Raw genomic sequence first — 17,469 nt, 5'->3', positions numbered from 1 at the left:
GGACGCGGCAATGACATGACAGCCACACCCGGCATCCCTGGGTGCCCTGATCTTACGAATGACCAGAACGATCCCACGAAGAAAGGTATGGATCGCATGAACGGCACCCCCGCGAGCGTCGTCAAGGCGGCGTTCCGCTGCTACCGGTCGCAGGACCGCGAGGCGGCCCTGCCGCTGTACGCCGAGGACTTCACCTTCACCAGCCCCCAGGACGACCGCATCGACAAGGCCGCGTTCTTCGAGCGCTGCTTCCCCACCGCCTACCGGTTCACGGAGCAGCGGCTGCTGCGGGTGATGCCCGCCGACGAGGAACTCGTCTTCGCCTACTACGAGTACGAGCTGACCACGGGGGGCCGCTACCGCAACGTCGAGGCGATCACGGTCCGGGACGGGCTGATCCGGGACGTCCAGGTCTTCTTCGGCGGTCGGCAGCCGGCTCCGGGAACGCCCGCGACGCCGTGAACCGGCCGCTCCACCAGCCTACTTGATCGTCCGGGCGGTCCCCGGGCGGCCCAGGGGGAGGAGGTACTGGACGGGTTCGCCGAGGTCGTCGAGGGCGAGGAGTTCGTGGGCCAGGTCGTCCTGGAGGCCGCCGAGGGGGGTGGTGCCGAGGCCGAAGGCGGCGGCGGTCAGCAGGAGGTTCTGGGTCAGGTGGCCGGCTTCGAGGAGGCCGAGGCGCAGGGCGCGCAGGCCGTAGCGGCGGCGGAGGTGGGCGAGGTCGAGGTGGACGGCGAGGACGGCGGGGGCCCGGTCGATGCCGATGGCGTCCGGGTCGTCGGCCGGGCGGGAGAGGTAGGAGGAGAGGGCCTTGAGGTCGTCGAGGGCGGGGGCCGGGCCGATCGGGCGCAGGCTGCGGTGTTCGGGGAGGCACTGGTAGGTGCCGGCGGGCAGGCCGTCCACGGCGAGGGCGAGCAGGCGCAGCCGTACGGTGTGCAGGGCGCCCGCGCTGGGGTACGGGCGGTGGCCGGTGTCGGGGTTGGCGGCGTAGGCGGACCAGAGCAGGCCGCCGAGGGCGCCGGCGGTGAGCGGGCCGGTCAGCGGGCCGCGGGTGGAGTGGCGGGTGCGCAGGGCGTCGGCGAGGGTGACGGGCGGCAGCGGGTCGGCGGGCAACGGGAGGTCGCCGGGGCGGGGGCGCGGGGCCGGGTGGTGCGGCAGGTCGCGCAGGGCGGTGTCCTCGGGGCGGCCGATCTGGAACTTGCTGCGTTCCAGGTACTGGTGGTCCGGGGCGTGGTGGTCGGCGGGGAAGAAGGTGAACGGCTGCCCGGTCTCCAGCAGGGTGCGGGCGGCGAGGCGGCAGACCGCCCGCTCCTCGTCGGGGCCGACGCCTAACCGGTTGAACAGCATGTGCAGCTGGGAGGCCCAGACCCAGGAGAGGCGCTCCTCGGCGTCGGCGGAGGCGGAGGCGTCAGCGGAGGCGGGGAAGGCGGCCCGCATCCGGGCGGTGGCCTCGGCGACCTGCGCCGCCCAGTCGGCCAGCCAGGGTGCGGCCGTACCGGCGTCCAGCGCCGTGCGCAGGGCCCGGGCCCGGTGGGCCAGCGCGGTGCGCTGCCGGGCGAACACGGTGTTGACCCGGACGTGCACGGCGGCCCCGGGCAGCGGCCGGAACTCGGTGACCCAGCGCCAGGAGGCGGCGTGGCGGCGCAGCCAGCGGGAGGCGGCGAGTTCGTCGAGGCCGAGGGCGTGGGCGGTGGTGTGGGCGAGGTCGAGGGCGAGCGGCAGCCGGTCCCCCGGGGCCGCGCGGAGGGCGTCCAGGGCGGCGAGGGCGGTGCGGGTGGAGTGGGTGAACACCTCCTCGGCGATCGGCAGCAGGGCCGCGCCGCCGTAGCGCTCGGTCTCGGGCTGGTACGGGACCTCCGTGACCTCGCCGTGTCCGCCCGCGAAGGGGCCCTCGGGCGGGGTGCGGCGGGCAGCGCGGCGGGTGAGCTCGGCGGCGAGGTCGGTCAGGTGGGCGGGCGCCGGGCCCGGGCCGCGGAGGCGGATGCGCAGGTGGGGGCCGCCCTCGCCGTAGCGGATGAAGAACCAGTCGGTGCCGGCGAGCCCGGCCATCAGCGGGGCGAGGTCCTCGGTGAGGAAGGCGTCGGCCTCGGGGGCGGTCAGCGGCAGCGCGAGGTGCAGGCTGTGCCAGCGGGCGGCGGGCGGCGCTTGGGTGGTCATCGCGGTCCTTCCGGGCGGCTACGGGGACAGGCGGCTACGGGAACGGGTGCGGGTGGAGCGGGAGTTCGTCGTGCCGCAGGGGCGCCGGGGTGCGGCCGAGGCGGTACGGGACGTCCAGGAGGCGGGGCAGGCCCCGGGTGCGGCGGTTGGCGTGGCCGAAGGTCATCGGCAGGGTGCCGGGGACGACGACCTTGGCGCAGTGCAGGCCCAGCCGGTCGCGGACGCCGGGTTCGTCCTGGGTGACCGCCAGGACCTCCAGGCCCTCCCCCGCCAGCCGGGCGACGGTCCGCTCCAGCAGCGCGGTGAGGTCGCCGACCGGTGCGGGGGCGCCGGGCCACCGCTCGGTCCAGGGCACCGGGGGCGGGCCGGCGAAGAGGAAGTCGAGGCGGGGCTGCGCCTCAGGCAGGGCGTTGAGGCCGACGTGGTCGTCCAGGGTGACGACCAGGTCGGGGCGGTCCAGCATCGGCCGCAGCCGCCGCGGGTCGCGCGGCCCGCCCGGGGTGGTGGCGCGGTGCGGCGCCTCCTGGACGTTGGTGACCACCTCGGCGACGGCGGAGCGGATCGCCGCCAGGGGGTCGTGGTGGGCTCCGGCGGCCAGGAAGGTGCGCGGGGCGTCGGGGTGGTCGCCGCGGTGGCGGCAGAGGGCGAGCACGGCGGGGATGCCGAGGTCGTTGGTGGCGTCGAGCAGGGTGAGCCGGTAGCCGAACAGCCGGGCGCGGTCGGCGAGTTCGGCGATCCTCGGGTCCTCGGTGGGGACGGCGACGCCGGGCAGCGGGGTGCGGGCGTACCAGGCCATCAGGAAGGCGTCGCGCTCGGCGACCTCGAACAGGCCGTAGAGCGCGGCCTCCTGGGGGCTGTTGCCGAGTCCGCAGCCGTTCGAGGACTCGTAGACCACCCGGGGGCGGTCGCGCCCGGGCACGTCCCAGTAGGCGACGTGCTCCGGGACGGCGACCGGGCGGCGGTGGGTGAGCGACCAGCCGTGCACCCAGTCGAGTACCAGCTCGGGGGTGTACGGGACGGTGGCCACGGCGGGGTGCCCCGGCGGGGCGTCGTCGGGCAGGCCGAGCCGGGCCGGGTCGAGGACGGCCCCGGGCCCGCGCTCGGCGACCAGGTCGGCGTACGAGGCCCGCAGGGCGGTGCGGCGCCCGAGCGGCCGCATGCCCGCGTACCGCTCCACCGCCTCGAACAGCGCGACCCGTTCGCTGGCGCGGAAGTCCGCCGCCCGCCCGTAGCCGCCGTCGTCCAGCGCCCGGCCGTCCGTCACCCAGGCGGTGGTGAGGGCGAAGGCCGAGTCCTCGGTGCGGAACAGCCGGCGGACCGGGCCGAACCGCTCGTCGTACAGTTCGGCCCTCAACTGTCCTGTGCCCGTACGGTCGTTGGGGCCGCGCAGGACGGCCGGGTCGGGCAGGGGGCGGGGGGTGGCGGGCAGCCGGGCGGCCTCGGGGGTGTCGGCGGGCAACGGATGGCAGACCTCGCAGCCGCCGACCGGGCGGACCCGGTGGGTGGACCAGGTGGCCCTGCCGCCGTGCACCACGTGGACGGTGGCGACGGAATCGGTGCTCTCGGCGGCCAGGTCAGCGGCGAGGGCGGTCACCGCCTCGGCGAAGGCCGGGGTGCCGGTGCCGCCGAGCGCCAGGGCCGGGCTCTGCCAGGGCACCCGGCCGCCGGCGGTGGCGAGCCGCTGGACCTCGGTGCAGCTCAGGCAGGCGGGCGCCCCGGGGTGGAGGACCGGCCCGACCACCGTCAGCGCGCCGTCCTCGCGCACCGGCACCAGGCGTACGGGGTGTGCCAGGGCGTGGCGGCTGAGCTGCTCGGCCAGGCCGAGGGTCCACTCGGCGAGGTGGACGACGGCGGTGCCGCCGGTGGCGGCCAGGGCCTCGGCCGGGGTGAGCACCGGCAGCCCGTTCATGGGCGGCCCTCCCCGGTGACGAGGGCGGTGAACCCGTAGCCGTCCAGGGCGGCGGCGATCGGGCGGGCCCCGGGGGTGGCGGGCTGCCAGCGGGTCGTCCGCAGGCCGGTGAGCCGGACCAGGGCGGCGTGCAGGTCCGGTTCCCGGTCGGCGACGTCGGCGAGCCAGTGGTCGGCCCAGCCGGGGTCCGCCCAGGCGGCCGGGGTGCACCCGGCGGCGGCGAGCGGGGCGGCGGCGCCGGAGAGCGCGGCGTGGTGGGCGGCGGCCAGGCCGCCGTCCCGGGCCAGCAGGCGGGTGAGGGCGGCCAGGGCGGCGTGGGCGACCGCGTCGGCGGGGGTCGCCTCGACCGCCCTGGCCCCTTCGGCCTGCGCCAGGTACACCTTCTCAGAGGCGAGTTGACGTACCGTCAGATCCGGTGCGCGGCCGAGCCGGCGGGCCAGGGCTCCGTACCAGTGCCCGGCCTGCGGGTGATCCCGCCAGGCGGACTCCGGCACCGGGCGGTCGCCCCGGAGCGGCCGGCCGAGGACGGCCCAGCGCAGGGCCCGGCCGAGCGCGTGGGACGGGTCGACGCCGACCACCGGTACGGCTCCCCCGCCCACCGCCGCCAGGTGCAGTTCGACGGACCGGCAGGCGGCGGCCAGCCGGGCGAGGTCCGTCCGCACCGCACCGGCCGCCAGCGGGCCGGACGGGGTGCCGCAGGAGACCAGGGCCACGGGCAGCTGCGGGAGCTCGCCCGGGGACGGCGCGTCCAGCACGCCCAGCCGGGCGTCGCCGAGGGCGTCCACCCGGCGCAGCGCCTCGGCGAGGTCCCCGGGCGGCGCGGCGACGGCCCCGGGGCCCGCCGCCCACGGGTGGTAGTCGGCGCGCGGCGGGCGGGCCTCGGCGATCAGGACGGCGGGGCGCCCGGCGAGCAGCCGCGGGTCCTCGGCCGGCTCGCCCGGGTCCGGCAGGCCGGCGACGGCGCAGAGCAGCCGCTGGGCACCGGCGGCGGCGAGCAGCGCGAGGAGCACCGGCGGGGGCTCGGCGCCGGAAGCGGTGGCGGCGCCGGGGCCCAGCCGGGCCGCGAGCGCCGTGGCGTCCGCCCGGGCGCGGGCCGGGTCGGCGGGCTCGGTGACGAAGCCGCCGTCCGCGCCGCACTGCACCGCGACCGCCACCGCACGGCCCGACGGATCGTCCGCCGCGGCCACCACCCGGCCGGGCGGCAGGCCGGGCTCGGCGACCACCGCCGGGGCCGCCGTCCCGCCCCGGGCGAGGGCGCGCGCCACCGCGCGGGCCGACGGGCCGTCCGGGTCGGCGGCCGCCACCACCGGACGGGCGGCCGCCAGGGCCGCCGCCGCGCCGCCGGGATCGTCCGCCACCGAGCCGGGCCAGGGCGGCAGGCGCTCCCCGTCCGGGTGGTCCACGAGCAGGCCGTGCTCGCGCAGCCGGGCGGTGACGGTGGCCAGCGCGGCCGCCACCTTCGGCTCGACGGCGGCGTCGGCTGCCGCGCCGGCGGCCTCCGCGTCCGGCCCGAGCCGGGCGGCGAGCACCTGCCACAGCGCCGGGAGCGCCCGGCTGCCCTCCAGGGTGAGGCTGGTGTCGCGGCCGCGCAGGTGCAGCCCCTCGCGCAGCGGGGTCACCGCCACCCCGGGGCGCAGCCGGGGCCGGTGGGTCTCCGGTTCGGCCGTCATGCCGCCCCCTCCATGTACGTCCCGTCGGTGCGAGTCCCGTTCATGCGCGTCCCGTCCGTGCCCGCCTGGCCGGCCCCGGCCGCCGTCGGGGCGCCGAGGAGCGCCTGCCAGCGGTGCCCGGTCAGCTCGGGCACGCTGCGCACCAGCAGGTGGGCGGCGAGGTAGCGCTCCAGCGGGCGGACGTCGCAGATGGCGAGCAGCCGGTACAGGCCGTTGGTGCCGGTCCGGTTGATCAGGTAGTCCGGGCGGCGCCACATCGCGCCGTCGGGGTCGCTGCGGTGCAGCAGCCGGTGGAACTCGCTGTAGCGGGTGCGCAGTTCGGCGTTCCAGCGTTCGGCGGTGGCCCGGTCCCCGAGGGCCTCGGCGCGCTCCCGGTACGCGGCGTGGCGGCCGCCGAGGTCGGCTCCGGCCGCCAGCCGCCGCTCGGCGAGGCTCCAGGCGTTCGCCGACCAGTGCGCCCAGTCCCGCTCCCAGTCGCGCGCCCCGCCTTCGGTGATCCGGCCCACCAGCGCCGTGACCGCCCGGCCGGTGCGCTCCCAGTGGCGCTCGAAGCCGGCCCGCAGGCTGCCGTCCGGGTCCTCGTGGACCAGGAAGTCCTCCAGGTGCGAGAGCACCGAGTAGTGCGCGCCGACCAGCCCGTCCGGGTGCGCGGTGGCGTGCGCGGCGAGCGCCGTCACCACCAGCTGCACCCGCGCCTGCGGTGTGTCGCCGTGCGCGCCGAGGAAGCGGCAGGCCGAGTCCAGGGCGGGCAGGCCGGTCCGTAGCAACTCCTCGCGCAGATCGGCGGATTCGGCGCCGATCAGGGACCGCAGGGCGTGCTCGGCGGACCGGTCGACGGGCGCCGCGACGACGGTGTTGTCCGGCACCAGCGGCCCGTACGGCGGTGCGACCAGCTCGGCCCGTCCGGCGGCGGCGGCCTCGGCGAGCAGCTGCTCGTCCGAGCGGTCGGCGACGGAGGGGTGGGCGGCCGCCCACGCCCGCAGCGCCTCGGCGGACCGCCGCGCCACCCCGGACACCCGCGCCTCGGGGCCGCGCAGCCGCAGCCGCAGGTGCGGACCGAACCGCCAGTGCCGCTCGACGTGGGCGGCCAGCCCCTCGGCCCCCGCTTGCCGGGCCAGCGGCAGGACGGCTTCGCGCAGCGCGCGGGCCTTGTCGGGCTGGTAGTGGTACAGGACCACGTCCCAGGCGGTCACGGCCCCCTGGCCGTCGGCCGGGTCACTCATCGGGCGCCTCCTCGGCGATGGCGGTACGGGCGGTCCGGACGGCTCGGGCGGTACGGGCGGAAGCGCGGGCAGCGGCCCCCGCCGCGCTGTCCCGGCCCGGCCGGTAGGTCTCCACCACGAGTTCCACGGCCCGGGTCGGCTCCGACTGCCCCGCGATGCCCGGCAGGGCCTCCTCCAGCACCGCGCCGCGCGGGTGCCGGGTGAGCCACTTGGCGAGGTGGCGCAGGTGCAGCGGGTTGCCGAGGTCGACGGGCTGCGGCTTGGGGGCGCGCAGGTGGGCGACGAAGGCGTCGGCGGGTGTGCCCGCGCCGTCGGCGGTGGCCGGTGCGGGGTGGAGGAAGAGCTGTTCGGGCAGGCCGAGCCGGGCCCGCCAGCGGGCGACGGTCGCGGCCGGGACCCCGTCGGGGCCCGGGTCGGCGGCGAGTTCGGCCCGCAGGGCGTCGAGCACCCCGGCCGGTAGCTGCCAGCGGCGGCGGGCGAGCACGACGTGCCGGTGGCGCAGCCGCGGGGTGCGCAGCACGCTGCCGCCGGGCGCGGCCAGGGTGGTGCGCGGCAGCAGCGGGCGGAAGTCGACGACCCCGTTGGGGTGGTCGGCGAGCAGTGGGCCGAGCCGCCGGGGCAGCATGACCGGCGCGAGGAAGCCCAGGTAGAGGACGTCGAGCAGTTCGCCGGTGCCGCGCAGCCGCAGCCGGAGCTGGTCGTCGGCCGGGTCGTGGACGAGGTCGAGGTCGGCCTCGGCGAGGCCGGTCCACCGCCGGTCGGGGCCGATCTCGTCGGCGAGCAGCCGGGGGTGGAGGTTGGCGTTGAAACCGCCGACCGGCCGGACCTGGGCGGCGCGGGCGCCGGCGCCGAGCCCGGAGCGGAGCTGCCGGGCGACCTCGGCGGCGGCCCGCGGGGGCAGGCCGTCGAGGAACCGGCTGGTGAAGCGCCCCCAGCCGCCGTAGACGTGGTTGACGCACACCAGGCCGTCCCCGGGGTCGCGTTGGAGGAACCAGGAGTAGCTGAGCGGCCGGGCCGCGGTCCAGTGGGGCAGCCGCGCGGCCAGGGCGCGGACCCGCTCGGCGGGGAGCACGAGTTCGCCGTCCAGCTCCGGGAGGTGGGCGAACTCCTTTCGCAGCAGGGCCAGTTCGTCCGGCAGGCCGGTATCCGCCCAGGCGTCCGCCGCGTCGGCGCCGAAGTCCCAGGGCGCGTCGCACACCCCGCCGACGCCGTAGCGGGCGACGAAGCGGTCCCGGGCGGCCCGGCGCATCAGGTGGCCGTGGTCGAACAGCTCGGCGAGCGCGGTGAGTTCGGCGAGCACCGTACGGTCGGCCGCGCTCAGTCGGGGGCACGGCGCGGCCGGCGTGTGGACGTCCTCGCTGAGGACGCTGAGCGGCGCGGCCTCGTCCGGCACCGGCCGTCCGGCGTCGGCCAGCAGTCGCCGCCAGTGGTCGGCGAGGGAGGCCAGCAGGGCGGGGCGGTGCTCGCCCGGGGTCGCCACCAACGAGCCTGTTGCCAGGTCGAGTTGGTCGAGCCGTTCGGCCAGTGCGGCGTCCTCCGGCCACTGCCGCAGCCAGTCGGCCAGGCTGCGGAGCGGCCGCCGGTCCTGCGGGTCGACCGGCTCGGCGGGCACCAGCAGCCGGGCCGTCAGGAGCCGGCCCACGAAGCGGTGCGCGGCCGGGTCGTCACCGGGGCGGCCGAGGGCCTCGGCGAGCCGGGCGGCGAGCCGGTCCGGCCGGTCCGGGGTGGCCGCGAGCGAGGCGAGCAGGGCCAGTTCGGGCCGGGCCGCGAGCTCGACCTCCTCCTCCCGGGTGACGAGGTAGCGCCCGCCCGCGAACAGCGTCTCGGCCCGGGCGTAGCGGGCGCGGCCGTCGGCGACCCGGGCGGCGCTGGTCATCCGGTGCGGCAGCGTACGGCTGCGGCGGGGGTCGTCGAGCAGGGCCTGGACGAGCGCGGCGACCAGCGCCCGGTTCTCCCGGACGACCGCGCGCGGGCCGTCCGCCGCTTCCTCTGCCTCCGCGTCCTCCGCCGTCACGTCGGAGGTCCAGCCGACGGCGGTGAACCAGGACAGCGGGCTGGTCTTGGCGGTGGCCCGCAGGGCGTGCCGCAGGACGGCCGCCTCTTCCTTCCGGGCCCGGCCGCGCGGCTCCCCGGTCGCGCCCGCCGTGTGGGCGACCGCGCGCAGCAGGTCGGCGCTGGTGAGGGCGACGGCCCGGGTGAAGGCCGGCTCCCGGCAGATGCCCGCGAGGGAGGCCCGTTCGGCGGCCAGGGCGGGCGGGACGGCATCGGCGAGCGCGGCCAGCAGCCGGGCCCGCAGCCGTCGCAGCTCCAGCCACTCGGCGAGTCGGGGGACGCGGTGCGGCAGGTCGCCGAGCCGGTCGAGCAGCGCCGCCCGCGGCGGGCGGCCGTTGTGCAGGTCGCGGCGGAGCGGCAGCACGACGCGGCGGTGGAACTCCTCGTCGTGACCGGCCCGGCTGGCGTACAGGTCGTCGCAGAGGGCCGGCCGCAGGGCTTCGACCGCGGCCTCGGCGGCGGTGAGGCCGCCCAGCAGCGCCCGGGCAGCCGCCGAGGCGGCGGACTGGGCAGGCCGGGCGAGGACGGTGGAGCGCACCAGGGCGTGGCGCGCGGTGTACGCGGCCGGGGCCGGTGCGTTCACGGGCGAGGGCGAGGGCGAGGGCACGCGGGCGTCCCGGGGCAGGGCGGTTCGGTTGGGCATGGCGGTTCCCTCCGACGGGGCCTGGCGGCGCGTCTCGTGGGACTGGTCGGCTGCGGCGACCGGGACGGGCCTGGGTACGCGGGACGAACCCGACGCGTCCGGGTGGACGCGCCGGGTTCCGTCCTGATGCGCTGGCACCGGCCCCGGAAGGCCTGGCCGGCAGGCCCGGCGTGCGGCCGGACCCTAGGACGTCAGGCGGTCGGCACGTCCGGCAGCTGCGGCTGCGCGCAGGAGGACGAGCCCTGGCAGGAGCAGGAGCCCCAGGACGCGCCGTTCTCCGGCAGCGCGACGGTGTCGCGCAGCGAGGTGACGGTCAGCTCGCTGAGGTCGAGGTCCTGAAGGTCGAGGCCCTCGGTGGCAGCGGTACGGGACGTGGTGGTGTCGGACATGGCGAACTCCCTCGGATGGGCAGGCGGGCCGGTCGGACCGGAAGGTGTGCCTGCGAGCGGGTGCTGCGGAATGTGCCGGGTCCCCCGTGGGTGCGCCGCACTCGGGCCGCTCGGACCCGGGCTTCGCGCCGCCCGAGAACGAATCTAGGCACCCGGCGGCGCCCGGCGGTACGGCCGACCGGCACCTTGGCCGGGAGCCCGTACCCCGTCGGCTCAAGACCGGTCCGGCTCAAGCGGCACTCCAGCGGCCCCCCACGGGCCCCCGACCGCGGCCCGGCCCGGCCGCGACCGGCGCCGGATCCGCGCGCCGCCCGCCCGTCCGTCCTGTGTCCGGTCCGCGGACTCGTCGGCGGGGCTCGCCGGGGAGGACCGGCCGTGCGACGACACGGGTGGGATCAACGGCCCACGGCGCGATCGACACCCGTGGTCGGGGCGTGCTCGTACGCAACCCGGCCCAGGACGTCCTGCGGGGCTTCTCGACCGGTCCTGGATCCCGCGTCGAGCAGCACCCGTTCAACGGCATGCGGAAGCCCGGCCGGGGACGGGACGTGGGCCTGCCTTCGGACTCGCGCCCCCGGGGCCGCTCAGTGCAGCGGCAGCAGCCCCGGGACCGGGCCGCCCCGCCGGGCCAGGCGGCGCAGGAAGGTGGTGACGCCGGGGGTGCCGACCGCCCAGGCCCGGGCCTCCGTGTCCGGTCGGCGGCCGGGCAGCAGCGGCCGGTTCGGCGTGCCGCCCGCCCGCGTGAGGATCAGCTCCGCCACCTCCTGGGCGGCGGCCCAGTGCCGGGCCTCGCCGGTGGCCACCGCGAGGTCGACGCAGAGGTCCCCGACGCCCGCGAGCCCGCAGCAGCGGAAGACCTGCGCGGTCCTCGGGGCAAGCGTCCGGCAGGTGTCGGCGGCGTCGGCGGCCAGCGCCGTCAGCGCGTCGTCGCCGTACTGCCGGCCGGCCTGGACCAGCAGGGTGCCGAGCCCGGCCAGCCCCCGGCACCAGGAGAGGTAGCGGCGGGTCGCCCCGGGTGCGCGGGCGGCGGCGATGATGCCGGGGAGGTCGGCCGCGAGGCCGTCCACGATCTCCCGGGCGGTGCGCCGGGACGCCTCGTCGGGCATCGCGAGCAGGAAGTGGGCGACGCCCGCGCGGCCGTGCGCGAAGCCCTCCGCGAGGGCGGCGGTGCCGGGGTTGGGCTCCTCCCCGAGGTCGTCCAGCGGACGGCCGACCAGTTCGGCGGCGCAGTCGGCCGCCGCCGCCCGGTGCGCTCCCGTCTCCGGGCCGAGCCCGGCGAGCAGCAGGTGCCCGGTGCCGATCCCGGCGGTCCCCGCGATCTGGTCGACGCCCGTGCCCTCGTACCGGCGGGGCGCCGGGGGCTGGGTGCCCAGCGCGGCGGCCGCCTCGGCGAGGAACAGGTCGACGCCCGTACGGCCCTGGTGGAGCGAGCCGTCCAGGTGGTCGAGGGCCGGGTGGGCGGCCGTCCAGGCGGCCAGGTCGGCGGCGGCGGAGCGGGCGTCCGGGCGGTCCGGGTGCTGGAGGAGTTCGAGGCCGAGCCCGGCGGCGCCGTCGTACAGCGAGAGCAGGGTCCGGGGCCGCTCGACGCCCGGGTCGGCGGCGAGCAGCTCGCGGGCCATCCGGACGCAGGTGGTGACGGTGTGGTCGAGCGCGCCGTCCAGGACGCTCCGCCGGGTCTCCGCGTTCCACCGGGCGTGGCGGGCCCGCCGGGTCGGCACCGTCCCCTCCCGCAGCCGGGCCGCCGTGGCCGCACGCCTCGCCGGGTCGAGGCTCAGCAGGCCCTCGACGAGTTCCGCGGCCGGGTGCCCGGGCTCCGGGAGGGCGGCGCGCAGGCAGGCCAGGGTGCGGTCGCGGTTGGTCGCCGGGTCGGGGTCGATCACCACCGGGTCGAGGCCGGTGAGGGCGTGGTGCAGGGTGGCGCCCAGCGCGTAGTGGTCCTCGGTGGGGTCCTCTCCGGTGGCGCCGGGCAGGCCGTACCCGGCGGTGGCGCCCGGCGGGCGGTCGCCGTCGAGGGCGCTCACGCCGAAGTCGACCAGCGCGGGCCGGCCGTCCCGGTCGAGCACGACGTTCGCGGGCTTGAGGTCGCAGACCACCACGCCGCGCGCGTGCACCGCGTCCAGCACCCGCAGCAACGCGCGCGCCAGCGTCCACCAGTCCCGCCCGCCCGCGCTGTCCGCAGAATCCGCGCCGCCCGCGTCTCCCGCCTCGGCGCCGTACGGGCCGGCGGTGAGCACCTCGCGGCGCAGGTCGGTCCGCCCGCAGGCGGTGCTGACCAGGTACTCGTCGGTGCCGTGTCGGAAGTAGTCGACCAGCGCGGGCACTCCGGGGACCCCGGCCAGCGCGTCGAGCACCCGGCGCTCGTGCCGCAGTCGGCCGCGCGCGTCGACACCCGCGCCGTCCTCGGCGACGAAGGCCCGGGCCTGCTTGACCACCACCTCGCGCCCGGTGGCGAGGTGGACCGCGCGGTAGACGTGGCCGCTCGGCGCGCGGGTGATGCCGGCGGTGATCCGGTAGCGGCCGTCGCCGACCCGGGTGGTCGCCGGGCGGGCGGGGGCGCCGGGCGCCTCGAACGGGTCGCTCGCCCAGGGCGGTCGGCGGTAGCGGGCCTCGGCCAGGCCGGGGAACAGCGCGCCGTCCGGGCCGGCCATGCCGGCCTGGGCCTCGTCATCGGTGACCCGGAACGGACCGTAGCGGTAGTGCACCGGGGCGTCCGGCCGCACCCGGCGGTCGCTGACCACCGCGGGGCCTTCCCGGCCGGCCAGCGCCTGTGCCAACTCCAGCCCCAGGGCCCGGACTTCCTCGGGCCGGGGGTAGACCGTGACGGCCTTGCCCACGGCGGCGGCGCCGTGCCGGCCGCTGTTGAGCTCCCACAGCGCCGCCGTGCTCACCGCGAACTTCACGTCGCAGACCCGGCCGAGCAGGATCGGGAGCGCCGTGTCCAGCAGCGCTTCGAAGCCGTCCGGGCGGGCGGAGAGGTGCAGCTTCCAGCCGTGGGCGAGCTCCGGCATCCGAGGGTCCCGGAGGTACCACCACTGGCCGTCGGTGCGCAGCGGACGGTGCGGGCCGGGCGCGCTGGCGGCCAACTGCTCGGCCCTGCTGCCCAGTTGCTCCCGCAGTGCGTCCTCGTGCGCGGCCTCGGCGGAGCCGGGGTCGGGCGGTGCGTTCATGGTTCCGTCCTCCCCCGGTCCGCCGTGGTCAGCCGTTCCTTCGGATCCGGGTGGATCAGGCGTTGAACTCACAGGGGAAGCGGGTCGGGACGTAGGTCACCCACGGCTCGCCCAGGCAGGCGGCGGGCGCGAGGTCGGCGTCGAACTCGTCCTCGAAGACGATGGCGTCCTCGTCGATCTCCAGCGGGCCGGCGTCGCGGATGTCGGTCAGCAGGGCACTCATGGGGGTCCTCCCAATCATTCAGGTGGTTGGGTCCTGCGTGCTGAGCGGGCTCATGCTAGCCAGGCCACCCGACCCGGGACAGGGAGCTGACGGACCCGCCGGATCGACTACGACAAAGGGAGGTTCCGTTTGTGGACGCCGGCTCCCGCCCGCGCCCACCGGGACGACACGAGCCGGTCAGCCGCGCAGGCGGCGGGCCCGGAGGTACTCGCGGGCCAGCAGCCGCAGCGCGGCGGGCTTGGCCGGGCCCGCCGAACGGCGCAGCAGGGCGCCGAGGTCGGCGCGGGCGGCGGCGCTGGTGAGCTCCTCCACGCCGACGATGCAGCGGACCATCGGGCGGTGGGCGGGCGGCACCCGGTCGATCACGGCCCGGCCCTCGGCGAGGCTGCGGTCGGCCCGGTCCAGCAGGCCGGCGAGCAGGGCCCGTACGGCGGGCAGGTCACGGGCCTGTTCCAGGTCGGCGCGGGTGACGCCGTGCTCCCGGAGGGTCTGCTCGGGGATGGTCAGGCGGCCCTCGGCGAGGTCCTCGGCGAGGTCGTTGACGAAGTCGAGCCGCTGGCTGCCGTCGATGAAGGTGCGGCAGGCGGCGCGGTAGTCGCCCTGGTCCCCGTCCGGGCCGAGCAGCGCGGCGACCACCATGAAGCCGGGCAGCGAGTACCCGTCGATGTAGGCCTGGTGGTCCTCCTCGGTGGCGAACCCGGTGAAGTCCAGGTCGGCCCCGGTCGCGGCGAGGAAGTCCAGCACCCGGTCCCGCAGCACGGGGTGGGCGGCGACGCTGTTCAGCAGCGGGCGCAGCTCGGGGTCGTCGGTGCGGCCCGCGGCGAGGCTGTCGGTGACCTGCCGCTGCCAGCGGGCGGAGGCCGCCCGGCGTTCGGCGAGCGGGCCGCTGTCGAGCAGGGTGTCGGTGCGGTGCATGACGGCGGCGGCGGCGATCACGTGCGGGACCGTCCGGGCGGGCAGCAGCAGGTCGGCGGCGAGCGCGACCTCCCGCTTGTACCGGGCGACCTGTTCCCGCTGCCGGCCGTAGTCGGCCCGCAGCCCGGCCTCCCGTACCCCGGCCGCGTCCAGCGCCCGCTCCCACCTGCCCACTCGGTCCACCCCATCGTTTGTTCGACGGGGGTCGAGCGTAGCCGGTGGGAGCGGGAGGACCTATTCGGGCTCCCGGGACCGTGCGGTCCCGGACCGCGGCCCCCGCGGCGCCGGACCGCAGGGCCCAGGGGCGCCGGTCAGCGCTGGCGGATCGCGGAGAACCCGCAGGCCGGGGTGCAGAGGGTGACGATGCCGCTGTAGCGGTGGGTGGTACGGCCCCGGGTGACGCTGTGCACGGTGTGCTTCTCGCGCAGGTTGAGCTCCCGGCAGCGCGGGCAGGCGGCACCGACCGGCTGGCCCCACGGGCGGTTCGGGTTGAGCTTGGCGATCGAGACGACCATCAGCACCGCGGCCACGCCCGCGCCGCCGAAGCCGACCACCCGCCACACGCCGTTCCCGGACTCCCGACGGTCGATCATCTCGTCGTACGAGTAGGTGCCCCCGCCGCCGCGGCTGGACCATATCCGGCACTCGCTGTGCCGGGTCATGGTCTTGCCGTCGCAGGTCGGCGGGGTGTCCGGGTCCGCCTTGCCGACCACCAGGGCCAGGAAGAAGCCGAGTGCGATCAGCAGGCCGAACAGGACCACGGCGACGGTCCGGCTGCGCCCGGTGTGCAGCCGTTTGCGCTCGTTGTACGCCGTATCGATCACTGTCTGGGCCATGTTGCCCCCGTCGACCGCCACTGGCTCTCCTCCTGGTGTCCGCTTCGCCCGCCCGGCCCGTGGTGCCGGGCCGGAGGCGCCCCTCGGGTGGGGGCGAGAAGAACCCACCACGAAGGGCGTTTGCTTGTACGGAACTTGGGAAGAACTTGACCTTTCAGTCCTCCGCCGCGACCGAGGCCAGGTAGGCCTCCGCCCTGGCCGGGTCGAAGTACCACTCCTCCAGGTCCGCCGGGTCGTTGAAGGCGTTGGCGAACCGGTGGGCCACGGCGGGCAGCGAACCGCCCGCCCCGAGGATCCGGAGGACGTGCGGGGGCGGCGGGGCGAGCAGCTCGTTGCTCCAGGTGGTGGAGGGGGCGGCGGTTCGCCAGAACCCGTCGAAGGCCGCCTGCTGGAAGGCCCGGTCGAAGGGCCTGTCGCCGTGGGCGAGGATCGCCGCCAGGTAGCCGGTGGCGCACTTGGCGGCGTTGTTGGAGCCCTGGCCCGCGATCGGGTCGTTGAGGACGACCACGTCCGCGACGCCCAGCACCGTGCCACCGCCGGGCAGTTCGCCGATCGGACGGCGCACCCCCGGGGCGAAGCGCCCGGCCAGCGTCGCACCGGCGTCGGTGAGTTCGACGCCGGCGCGGGTGCGGTCGTACTCCCAAGGCGTGAAGGCCTTCATCAACTCCAGCGTCACCCGCAGGTGTTCGGCGGGATCGCGGATCCCGTCGAAGGCGTCCGCCGGGCCGCCGGGAATCGCCTCCCAGACCATGGCGTCGCACGGGCCGGCCTCGGTCAGCGCCGGCACCAGGAAGAGCTCGCCGACACCCGGCACCAGGTTGCAGCGCACCGCCGGGTAGTCGTGCTCGGGGCGCGGACCGAGCCCGTGCACATAGCTGGCCGCCAGCGCCCGCTGCGGCCGCTCGTACGGGGAGCGCTCGTGGTCGCGCTCGAACAGCGAGGCCAGCGCGCCCTTTCCGGAGGCGACCAGCACCAGGTCGTACGAGCCGACCAGGTTCTGCAGGTCTGCCGCGGTCACCTGGCGCAGCTCCACCCGGCCGCCGCGCTCCGCGAACAGCTCCAGCCAGGTGGACATCTTCAGCCGCTGGTCGACGGACTGCGCGTAGGCGTCCAGCCGCCCGACCCAGTCGACCGCCCGCTCCGCCTCCGGCCCGGCGACCGACACCCCGAGGCCCTCGATCCGGGGCGCCCGGTCGGCCCACAGGTCCAGGCCGAGGGCCCGCTCGGTGCGCAGCGCGGAGTCGAACATGCACTGGCTGGACATCACCCGACCGCCGCGCACCTCCTCCGGGCCGCGGTCGGTCAGCACGGTCACGTCGTAGCCGTGCGCCTGTAGCCCCAGGGCCAGTTGGAGTCCGGCCTGCCCTGCGCCGACGATCAGAACTCTGCGCATCGCCCCTGCTCTCCTGGTGGTACGTCCCGGACGGCGGCCCGGACGGACCGGCCGTCTCCGGCCTGCTTACCAGTCATCGGGGCCGCCCGTCCACGGGCCGTACCGGCCTTCGCTCCCGACCCGTACGGACGCTCGCCCACGACCCGTACCGGCGCCCGGTCCCGCCCCGCCTCACCCCGTGACCAGCCGCCGGCCGCTGACCTCCTCCGGGCGGATCCGCACCCAGCGCGGCCGCGCCCCGCCCGCCCAGGGGGCCGCGCCGGGCAGCCCGGCCAGCCGGTCGAGCTCGGCGGGGTCGTCCACGTAGTGCGCCGGGCCGAGGGCGAGCACGCTCCAGCCGCGCCCGAGGTACTCGTCGATGTGGTCGACCTGGAAGGAGACCGCGGCCCCCTCGACCGGGGCGGCGGCGTCGTGCTCGCCGGTGCGGTAGGCGAAGGAGCCCTGGTCCACCACGTAGTTGACCGGCAGCACCACCGGCCCCGGCTCGACCGGCAGGGCGATCCGGCCGATGCCGTGGCCGCCGACCAGCTGCCAGCACTCCGGCTCGGTGAGGTCGAGCAGCCGGGGGCGCGGGCCGGGGCCGCCCTGGCCGGGCGCGGCGTCGGCACGGCCGGACCGCAGCTCGCCCGGGGTGGTGTCGAGGGCGGCGGCGATCCGGACGAAGCCCGCCGGGTCGAAGCCGGGCCCCGCCTCCAGCAGGCACCGCAGGTAGCGGGGGGCCATCGCGGCCCGGTTGGCCAGGGCCTCCTCGCTGAGGCCCAGCTGCTCGCGCCGTTCGGCGATCCGATGGGCGACGGCGGCGGGGTCGGGGGTGTCGTTCACGGTGGTGACTCCTCGGCTGGCCGGGGGCCGTCTGGCCGCGTCCGGGCGTTGACCAGGGCGGATCCATCCAAGC

At 77.5% G+C, this 17,469-nt stretch carries 13 protein-coding genes; 1 reads left to right on the top strand and 12 read right to left on the bottom strand.

Features of this window, described 5'->3' with window-relative positions; all coding sequences use genetic code 11:
- The first annotated feature begins 96 nt into the window (after nucleotides 1–96).
- Nucleotides 97–462, top strand: a complete 366-nt coding sequence (locus ACFY4B_RS31710; protein ID WP_387973787.1) for a nuclear transport factor 2 family protein — start codon at nucleotides 97–99, stop codon at nucleotides 460–462.
- 18 nt (nucleotides 463–480) lie between these two features.
- Here ACFY4B_RS31710 and ACFY4B_RS31705 read toward each other — a convergent pair whose 3' ends face one another.
- From ACFY4B_RS31705 to ACFY4B_RS31650, 12 genes are all read right to left on the bottom strand, one after another.
- Nucleotides 481–2,154, bottom strand: coding sequence for a thiopeptide-type bacteriocin biosynthesis protein (locus ACFY4B_RS31705; RefSeq protein WP_387973785.1), 1,674 nt, complete (start codon nucleotides 2,152–2,154; stop codon nucleotides 481–483).
- A 34-nt stretch (nucleotides 2,155–2,188) separates the two neighbouring features.
- Nucleotides 2,189–4,063, bottom strand: coding sequence for a TOMM precursor leader peptide-binding protein (locus ACFY4B_RS31700; protein WP_387973783.1), 1,875 nt, complete (start codon nucleotides 4,061–4,063; stop codon nucleotides 2,189–2,191).
- Nucleotides 4,060–5,733, bottom strand: coding sequence for a hypothetical protein (locus ACFY4B_RS31695; RefSeq protein ID WP_387973780.1), 1,674 nt, complete (start codon nucleotides 5,731–5,733; stop codon nucleotides 4,060–4,062). Before ACFY4B_RS31695 ends, ACFY4B_RS31700 begins: the two co-directional genes overlap by 4 nt.
- Nucleotides 5,730–6,956 (bottom strand): hypothetical protein, encoded by a 1,227-nt coding sequence (locus ACFY4B_RS31690; RefSeq protein ID WP_387973777.1) that lies wholly within the window; start codon nucleotides 6,954–6,956, stop codon nucleotides 5,730–5,732. Before ACFY4B_RS31690 ends, ACFY4B_RS31695 begins: the two co-directional genes overlap by 4 nt.
- The gene (locus ACFY4B_RS31685; RefSeq protein WP_387973774.1) at nucleotides 6,949–9,651 is read right to left on the bottom strand and encodes a lantibiotic dehydratase; all 2,703 of its coding nucleotides are present in this window, start codon (nucleotides 9,649–9,651) and stop codon (nucleotides 6,949–6,951) included. Before ACFY4B_RS31685 ends, ACFY4B_RS31690 begins: the two co-directional genes overlap by 8 nt.
- Nucleotides 9,652–9,842: 191 nt before the next feature.
- The gene (locus ACFY4B_RS31680) at nucleotides 9,843–10,040 is read right to left on the bottom strand and encodes a thiazolylpeptide-type bacteriocin (protein WP_049656540.1); all 198 of its coding nucleotides are present in this window, start codon (nucleotides 10,038–10,040) and stop codon (nucleotides 9,843–9,845) included.
- Nucleotides 10,041–10,624: 584 nt separating this feature from the next.
- Nucleotides 10,625–13,207 carry a class IV lanthionine synthetase LanL gene (gene lanL / locus ACFY4B_RS31675; protein WP_387973771.1) on the bottom strand — a complete coding sequence of 861 codons (2,583 nt, stop codon included), beginning with the start codon at nucleotides 13,205–13,207 and terminating at the stop codon, nucleotides 10,625–10,627.
- A gap of 55 nt (nucleotides 13,208–13,262) precedes the next feature.
- Complete coding sequence (locus ACFY4B_RS31670; RefSeq protein ID WP_198959379.1) at nucleotides 13,263–13,430, bottom strand: SflA family class IV lanthipeptide; 168 nt, start codon at nucleotides 13,428–13,430, stop codon at nucleotides 13,263–13,265.
- 177 nt (nucleotides 13,431–13,607) lie between these two features.
- The gene (locus tag ACFY4B_RS31665; RefSeq protein ID WP_387973768.1) at nucleotides 13,608–14,519 is read right to left on the bottom strand and encodes a phytoene/squalene synthase family protein; all 912 of its coding nucleotides are present in this window, start codon (nucleotides 14,517–14,519) and stop codon (nucleotides 13,608–13,610) included.
- Between the two features lie 137 nt (nucleotides 14,520–14,656).
- A complete protein-coding gene (locus tag ACFY4B_RS31660) occupies nucleotides 14,657–15,181 on the bottom strand; it encodes a hypothetical protein (protein WP_375877635.1) in 525 nt (174 codons plus the stop codon).
- Between the two features lie 154 nt (nucleotides 15,182–15,335).
- A complete protein-coding gene (locus ACFY4B_RS31655; protein ID WP_387973765.1) occupies nucleotides 15,336–16,574 on the bottom strand; it encodes a styrene monooxygenase/indole monooxygenase family protein in 1,239 nt (412 codons plus the stop codon).
- 171 nt (nucleotides 16,575–16,745) lie between these two features.
- Nucleotides 16,746–17,396 carry a helix-turn-helix domain-containing protein gene (locus ACFY4B_RS31650; RefSeq protein WP_387973762.1) on the bottom strand — a complete coding sequence of 217 codons (651 nt, stop codon included), beginning with the start codon at nucleotides 17,394–17,396 and terminating at the stop codon, nucleotides 16,746–16,748.
- Nucleotides 17,397–17,469 lie beyond the last annotated feature (73 nt).

Source organism: Kitasatospora sp. NPDC001261, from assembly GCF_042896795.1.
Classification (GTDB): Bacteria; Actinomycetota; Actinomycetes; order Streptomycetales; family Streptomycetaceae; genus Kitasatospora.
This window is presented reverse-complemented; position numbering and strand designations above follow the sequence as displayed.

Coding starts and splice junctions, on each gene's coding strand:
- ACFY4B_RS31685 (WP_387973774.1), bottom strand. CDS start 9,651: ATGCCCAACCGAACCGCCCTGCCCCGGGACGCCCGCGTGCCCTCGCCC.
- ACFY4B_RS31660 (WP_375877635.1), bottom strand. CDS start 15,181: ATGGCCCAGACAGTGATCGATACGGCGTACAACGAGCGCAAACGGCTG.
- ACFY4B_RS31695 (WP_387973780.1), bottom strand. CDS start 5,733: ATGACGGCCGAACCGGAGACCCACCGGCCCCGGCTGCGCCCCGGGGTG.
- ACFY4B_RS31710 (WP_387973787.1), top strand. CDS start 97: ATGAACGGCACCCCCGCGAGCGTCGTCAAGGCGGCGTTCCGCTGCTAC.
- ACFY4B_RS31690 (WP_387973777.1), bottom strand. CDS start 6,956: ATGAGTGACCCGGCCGACGGCCAGGGGGCCGTGACCGCCTGGGACGTG.
- ACFY4B_RS31670 (WP_198959379.1), bottom strand. CDS start 13,430: ATGAGTGCCCTGCTGACCGACATCCGCGACGCCGGCCCGCTGGAGATC.
- ACFY4B_RS31700 (WP_387973783.1), bottom strand. CDS start 4,063: ATGAACGGGCTGCCGGTGCTCACCCCGGCCGAGGCCCTGGCCGCCACC.
- lanL (WP_387973771.1), bottom strand. CDS start 13,207: ATGAACGCACCGCCCGACCCCGGCTCCGCCGAGGCCGCGCACGAGGAC.
- ACFY4B_RS31655 (WP_387973765.1), bottom strand. CDS start 16,574: ATGCGCAGAGTTCTGATCGTCGGCGCAGGGCAGGCCGGACTCCAACTG.
- ACFY4B_RS31705 (WP_387973785.1), bottom strand. CDS start 2,154: ATGACCACCCAAGCGCCGCCCGCCGCCCGCTGGCACAGCCTGCACCTC.
- ACFY4B_RS31680 (WP_049656540.1), bottom strand. CDS start 10,040: ATGTCCGACACCACCACGTCCCGTACCGCTGCCACCGAGGGCCTCGAC.